The 3,767-nt window shown below is 65.7% G+C and carries 4 protein-coding genes; 3 read left to right on the top strand and 1 reads right to left on the bottom strand.

The window, feature by feature from the left end; genetic code table 11:
- Window positions 1-677 (bottom strand): FAD-dependent oxidoreductase (locus QZT63_RS00615; protein WP_290647742.1); only part of this gene is annotated, 677 nt, incomplete at its 3' end.
- Window positions 678-879: 202 nt separating this feature from the next.
- Here QZT63_RS00615 and prlC point away from each other — a divergent pair.
- From prlC to QZT63_RS00600, 3 genes are all read left to right on the top strand, one after another.
- Complete coding sequence (gene prlC / locus QZT63_RS00610; protein WP_290647741.1) at window positions 880-2,922, top strand: oligopeptidase A; 2,043 nt, start codon at window positions 880-882, stop codon at window positions 2,920-2,922.
- Window positions 2,923-3,124: 202 nt separating this feature from the next.
- A complete protein-coding gene (locus QZT63_RS00605) occupies window positions 3,125-3,562 on the top strand; it encodes an HIT family protein (protein WP_290647740.1) in 438 nt (145 codons plus the stop codon).
- Window positions 3,563-3,767: endonuclease/exonuclease/phosphatase family protein (locus QZT63_RS00600; protein ID WP_366635419.1), on the top strand; the 205-nt coding region annotated here is incomplete at its 3' end.

Raw genomic sequence — 3,767 nt, 5'->3', positions numbered from 1 at the left:
GGGACCAGACTCACACCATGCCCGGGAAGCGCTTCCTGCAACCCCTCCTGGATGATGTCGTCGAACTCGCGAAGCGGCCCGTGGCGGCGAACCAGCAGGCTCGTCTGCGTACCCAGCCCGGCCAGTACGCCAGCCAGCTCCACAGCAATATAGCCCGCTCCAACCACCGCGGCGCGCCGCGGCTGCTCCCGCAGGGCGAAAAAGCCATCGGAATCGATACCGAGCTCGGCTCCCGGCACATTCGGCCAGGTCGGCCGGCCACCGGTGGCGATAACGAAGTGATCCGCCGTGTAACGCTTCCCGTCCACCTCCACGGTCGCGCTGTCGATGAACCGGGCGTGTCCCTGGATATGGGTCACTCCGTCTTTGTCCAGGTTGCGCGCATAGATACCGTTCAGACGCTCGATATACGCCGCCCGCCGCGACACCAGCGTGCGCCAGTCCAGCCCGTCGAAGGTCACCTGCAACCCATAGTCCGGCGCTCGCGCCACGGCTTCGCGGGTTTGGGCGGCGCTCCACATCACCTTCTTGGGCACGCAGCCCACGTTCACACAGGTGCCGCCGAGGCGGCCGCTCTCGATCACGGCCGCACTGGCGCCATGGGAGGCGGCTCGGCGGGCAACGGCGAGGCCACCGCTGCCGCCACCGATGGCAATGCAGTTGAAATGGGTGCTCATGGTGCTCCTTTGTCCAGCGGACGGTGTGTGGATGCGGGACCGAACCGGTGGCCCTGAAAAGCTCGCTAATGGACGCCGGTCCGGCACGCCGGACACAATACCATGCCGATCGGCGGTAAAACCCTTCGTGGAACCCCTCACACCCGCGGCCCCTCCCGGGCCATAATAGCGGCTTTGAGACCACACCGTGGAGCGACGCACTATGACAAACCCCTTGCTGGCCGACACGGACCTGCCGGCGTTCTCCGCCCTCACCCCGGAGCACGTGGAACCGGCCATCGACCGGATCCTCACGGACAACCGGGCACAGCTCGAGACCCTGCTCGACCAGGGCGGGCCGTTCACCTGGGACAATCTCGTGCGCCCCCTGGAGGCCATGGAAGATCGCCTCAGCCGCGCCTGGGCGCCGGTGAGCCACCTGAATGCGGTCATGAACACCGAAGCCCTGCGCGCGGCCTACAACGCCTGCCTGCCAAAGCTCACCGAGTACCACACCGAGCTGGGCCAGAACGAGTGGCTGTTCCAGGCGTTGCAGCAGATCCGCCACCGCGATGACTTTCAGCGACTGTCACCGGACCAGCAACGCACCGTGGACAACGCCCTGCGCGATTTCCGTCTCGCCGGGGTGGATCTGCCTGAAGAGCAAAAAGCCCGCTACCGGGAGATCGCCAACCGCTTGTCAGAGCTCAGCTCCCGCTTCCAGGAAAACGTGCTCGACGCCACCAACGCCTGGAGCAAGTACCTGGACACCGCCGATCGCCTGGAGGGGCTACCGGAATCCACCCTCGCCATGTTGCGCCAAAGCGCCGAACAGCAGGGTGAGAGCGGTTACCGCATTGGCCTGGACTTCCCAAGCGTCTTCGCCATCCTGACCCACTGCCGCGATCGCGAGCTGCGCCAGCAAGTCTATGAGGCCTTCGGCACCCGTGCCTCGGACCAGGGCCCCCACGCCGGCCAATGGGACAACAGCGAGATCATGGAAGAGATCCTGGCGCTGCGGCAAGAAAAGGCGCAACTCCTGGGCTACGGCAACTACGCGGAGCTCTCCCTGGTCACCAAGATGGCCGACTCCCCCGACGCCGTGGTCGGCTTTCTCACTGATCTGGCCCAGCGCGCCAAACCCGTGGCGACACGGGAGATGGACGCGCTGCGCGCCTTTGCCCGCGAGCAGCTCGGCCTGGACGAGCTCGAGCCCTGGGACGTGACCTTCGCCTCTGAGCAGCTGCGGCAGTCCCGCTACGCCATCTCACAGGAGGACCTGCGCCCGTACTTCCCGGCCCAGCAGGTCATCGACGGCCTGTTCCGGGTGGTCGAGCGCCTTTACGGCGTGAGCATCCGCGAACACACCCAGGCCGCTGACACCTGGCATCCGGACGTCCAATTCTTCGAGATCCTGGACACCAACGGCGGCGTGCGCGGGCGTTTCTACACCGATCTATACGCCCGCAGTGGCAAGCGCAGCGGCGCCTGGATGGGCGAGTGCAAAGTCCGCCGTGACACCGGCGAAGGTATCCAGACGGCCGTCACATTCCTCACCTGCAACTTCGCGCCGCCCGTGGGCGACCAGCCGGCGCTGCTCACCCATAACGAGGTCCAGACGCTGTTTCACGAATTCGGCCACGGCCTGCATCACATGCTCACGCGCGTGGGTGCCGCGTCCGTGTCCGGCATTCATGGCGTGCCCTGGGATGCCGTGGAACTCCCCAGTCAGTTCATGGAGAACTGGTGCTGGGAACGCGAGGCCCTAGACCTGTTCGCGGCCCACGTGGATACCGGCGAACCCATCCCCGAGCACTTGTTCGAGCGCATGCAGGCAGCACGTAATTTCCAGTCCGCCATGGCCATGGTGCGCCAGCTGGAGTTCTCGCTGTTCGACTTCCGCTTGCACCTGGACCACGATCCAGCAACGGGCCCCCGGATACTCGAGACCCTGGAGGCGGTGCGCGAGCAGACATCCGTGGTACGGCCGCCGGCCTGGCACCGGTTCCCCCACAGCTTCAGCCACATTTTCGCCGGTGGCTACGCGGCGGGCTACTACAGTTACAAATGGGCGGAAGTGCTCTCGGCGGACGCCTATTCGCGCTTCGAGGACGAAGGCGTATTCAGCCAGTCCGCCGGCCGGGATTTTCTAGTGCACATCCTGGAGAAGGGCGGCTCGGAGGACCTCATGGAACTCTACCGCGCCTTCCGCGGCCGCGAGCCCAGCGTGGATGCACTGCTGCGGCATAGCGGCCTCGCGGCATAGTCAGGGGCCTACCTGACGGGCTGAGCTTGAACCACAACTGGAAACTGGCACGAAGCGCCGGGAAGGGAGTTCGGTCACGGACCGTCTGCGGCCAGGACGGCCGCAGTCGAGCCTACATGGACGTATTCACGGCGTGTCCGTGACCGAACTCCCTTTCCCGGCGCGCCCCGGATAGCAAGTACAACCTTAGGGAGATCAAACAATGGCCGAGTACCCCACAGACCCGAACTGCATCTTCTGCAAGATCGCAAGCGGCGACATCCCCGCCGCGGTGATCGGCGAGACCGAGCACGTGGTGGCGTTCATGGACGCCTTCCCATCCTCCCGCGGCCATACCCTGGTGATCCCCAAGGCCCACTACCCCAACCTGCTGGAAATGCCCAAGGAGGAGCTGCAGTCGTTCATGGCCCCGGTCCAGGACGTCACACGGGCCATCCAGACCGCGATCCAGCCCGATGGCATCGTCCTGAACCAGTTCAATGGCAAGGCGGCCGGGCAGACGGTATTTCATTACCACCAGCACATCGTCCCCCGCTGGCAGGGGCAGGACCGGCGCAGCCACGGCAAGGACCAGGCAGACCCGGAAGAGCTCAAGGCCGTGGCGACGGCCATCCGGGCCGAACTGGACTGGGAGCGCTGAATGAAGCTCGCCCCCTGGAACGTCAACTCACTCAAGGTGCGCCTGCCCCACCTGCTCCGCTGGTTAGACACCGAGCGGCCGCAGGCGGTGGGCCTGCAGGAGACCAAGCTCACGGACGAACACTTCCCTGCGGCCGCCCTGCGGGAGGCAGGCTACGCCGCCGTCTACGCGGGGCAGAAGACCTACAGACGAGCAGGTCTTCTTG

Source organism: Aquisalimonas sp., from assembly GCF_007120195.1.
In the GTDB taxonomy this organism is placed as follows: domain Bacteria; phylum Pseudomonadota; class Gammaproteobacteria; order Nitrococcales; family Aquisalimonadaceae; genus Aquisalimonas.
Note: the sequence above shows the minus strand (reverse complement) of the source record. Positions and strands in the feature narration are given on the sequence as shown.

What these genes read in the sequence shown, in the direction of transcription:
- QZT63_RS00605 (WP_290647740.1), top strand. Translation starts at nt 3,125, where the DNA reads ATGGCCGAGTACCCCACAGACCCGAACTGCATCTTCTGCAAGATCGCA.
- prlC (WP_290647741.1), top strand. Translation starts at nt 880, where the DNA reads ATGACAAACCCCTTGCTGGCCGACACGGACCTGCCGGCGTTCTCCGCC.